This window comes from Acidovorax sp. KPB24-07, from assembly GCF_057543315.1.
The window spans coordinates 1-2,214 of the sequence record NZ_BAAJYS010000486.1 but is presented as its reverse complement, the minus strand read 5'-3'; the positions used below and the strand labels follow the sequence as shown (position 1 = coordinate 2,214).

Here is a 2,214-nt window from a genome sequence, read left to right as displayed (position 1 = left end):
CATGCTGACGCAGCTGCGGGACCAGCTCGATGGCTGCATCGGCTGCGGGTGCCTGTCGCTCAAGGACTGCCCGCTGCGCAACGCGCAGGACCTGCTGGCCCAGGCCGGCCCGGGGCCGCATTTCGAGGCGGCCGCCGCCCCTGCGGCTGCCGTTGCGGCTGCCGCCGCACCCGAGGCGCCCGCCATGCCGCAGTGGATCTGGCCCGCGCCCAAGAAGAAAAAACAGCGGCCTGCGCTGTGAAACCAGGGCAGGCCGCTGCGGGTGGGCCGGGCGGCAGGGCCCGGCTCCGGTGGGGCCGTGGCCCGTTGCCGTTACTTGTTCTTCAGTTTGCCGCGCGGCATCACCGCGGTGATGGGGGCCATGGGGCGGTCGGAACCGCTTCCTTCCTTGGGGGGCGAAGTGTCCTTCTTGGGTTTCTTCGCCATCTTGTTGCTGCGCTGTTCGCCTTTGGCCATGGAGTGCTCCGTTGCAGGTCGCCGGATGGGACCGTGGCGCGATGGTACACGCCGAAGGCCGCTACTTGGTGTCCGGGTGGCTGTCGCGTTCCGTCAGGCGCTGGACCAGCGGCACGGCGCTGAAGATCGCCAGCGCCAGCAATGTGCTGAGCACCGCCGTGGCCTCCAGACCCAGGCCGGCCGCCACGCCGATGGCGGCGGTGAGCCAGATGCCGGCAGCCGTCGTCAGGCCCTTGACCTGGCTCTCGCCGTCGCCCTTGAGGATGGTGCCCGCGCCCAGGAAGCCCACGCCGGCCACGATGCCCTGCAGCACGCGGCTGTTGTCCCCCGCGCTGATGCCGGCCTGCTGCGCCACCAGCACGAACATCGCCGCGCCCATCGACACCAGCATGTGGGTGCGCACGCCGGCCGCCTTGCCCTTGTTCTCACGCTCCCAGCCCAGCAGGCCGCCCAGCAGGCCCGCGATGCCCAGGCGCACCACGATGCGCGTGGCCTGGCCCAGGTCGGTGAGGTCGGAGAATTCGGCGGCCACGGTGGTGGCGATCTGGTCCCACCAGCCCATCATCGACGGGCCCCGTGCAGGAGGAGGGAAAGGGGGCGGGTCTGGGTCATCCGGAAATACCTTATGAAAAATGAAAGGGGGGCGCGGCGCGCGTCACCGCCGACCAATGTCGGCGCCGAACCGCACCCCTTCCAGCGGCCATGGGCGACACATCAGGTAGGACGCGGCCGGTGGCACCGGGCGATCATCCGGCAGATCGCCAGGGCAGGGCGAACACGCGCTGCTGCCAGTCGATCGCATCGCCGGCGGTGTCCGGACCCGTGGCGGCGGCTGAGGGGGTCGCCGCCCATGGGTCGGGCAACCCACTGTCCAGGGCCAGCCATTCGCCTGTGGCCGGGTGCGCCAGGCCCAGGTGCCAGGCGTGCAGCCACAGCCGCTGGCGGCCCAGGCGCTCGGCCCACCAGCGGTTGAGCGGGCCCTTGCCGTGCGTGGCATCGCCCAGGATGGGGTGCGCCAGGTGCTTGAGATGGCGGCGGATCTGGTGGCGCCGCCCGGTGGTGGGCAGGGCCTCCACCAGCGACGCGCGCGTGCCGGGAAAGCGCGGGTCGGCGGCCTCGGGCAGTTCCAGCCGGGCCAGGCAGCGCAGCGTGGTGTGGGCGTCCTGCACGGGGGTGTCGGGCGGGGCGTCGTCGGGGCGCAGGGCGTGGTCCACCTCGGCCGCATCGGGCATCCAGCCGCGCACCAGGGCGAGATAGCGCTTGCGCACCGCGTGGTGCTCGAAGGCCTGCGACAGCGTGCGCGCCGCGGCCGGGTGCAGCGCCATCACCAGCACGCCGCAGGTGCCCTTGTCCAGCCGGTGCACCGGGTACACGTGCTGCCCGATCTGGTCGCGCAGCGTTTGCATGACGAAGCGGGTCTCGCCTGCGTCCAGCCCCGTGCGGTGCACGAGCCAGCCGGCGGGCTTGTACACGGCGACGAGGTGCTCGTCGCGCCAGAGAATGTGCAGGAGGGGCATGCAGTGCGGAAAAGGGGAATGGGGCCGGGGCGGGGTCGGCGGGCAGGATAACCGCACCCTCCGCTTCTCGGCCCGGCCCTCAATGCGGTGGCACCGGGGCGGGCGCCCCCGCGCCCCAGGCGGCCACGATGCGCCCCAGGATCCGGATGCCCTGCTCGATCTGCTCCACCGTGAGGCTCGCATACCCCAGCACCCACCCGCCGGGCCGCGCCGGCCCGCCGCGCTGCGCGTCGGCGAACAG

Annotated in this window: 3 protein-coding genes and 1 pseudogene; 1 reads left to right on the top strand and 3 read right to left on the bottom strand. The window is 72.5% G+C overall.

Annotation, left to right across the window (positions count from 1 at the left end):
• Nucleotides 1-241: pseudogene (locus AC27IQ_RS22920) on the top strand (hypothetical protein); the annotation flags it as partial.
• A 71-nt stretch (nt 242-312) separates the two neighbouring features.
• Here AC27IQ_RS22920 and AC27IQ_RS22915 read toward each other — a convergent pair.
• The 3 genes from AC27IQ_RS22915 to AC27IQ_RS22905 all read right to left on the bottom strand — a co-directional run bounded on the left by AC27IQ_RS22915 (nt 313) and on the right by AC27IQ_RS22905 (nt 1,973).
• Complete coding sequence (locus AC27IQ_RS22915) at nt 313-456, bottom strand: hypothetical protein (protein WP_272564027.1); 144 nt, start codon at nt 454-456, stop codon at nt 313-315.
• A gap of 61 nt (nt 457-517) precedes the next feature.
• Entirely contained in the window at nt 518-1,021 is a 504-nt protein-coding gene (locus AC27IQ_RS22910) for an MgtC/SapB family protein (protein ID WP_284403469.1), read from the bottom strand.
• Nucleotides 1,022-1,202: 181 nt separating this feature from the next.
• Nucleotides 1,203-1,973 carry a pseudouridine synthase gene (locus AC27IQ_RS22905; RefSeq protein WP_487090915.1) on the bottom strand — a complete coding sequence of 257 codons (771 nt, stop codon included), beginning with the start codon at nt 1,971-1,973 and terminating at the stop codon, nt 1,203-1,205.
• Nucleotides 1,974-2,214 lie beyond the last annotated feature (241 nt).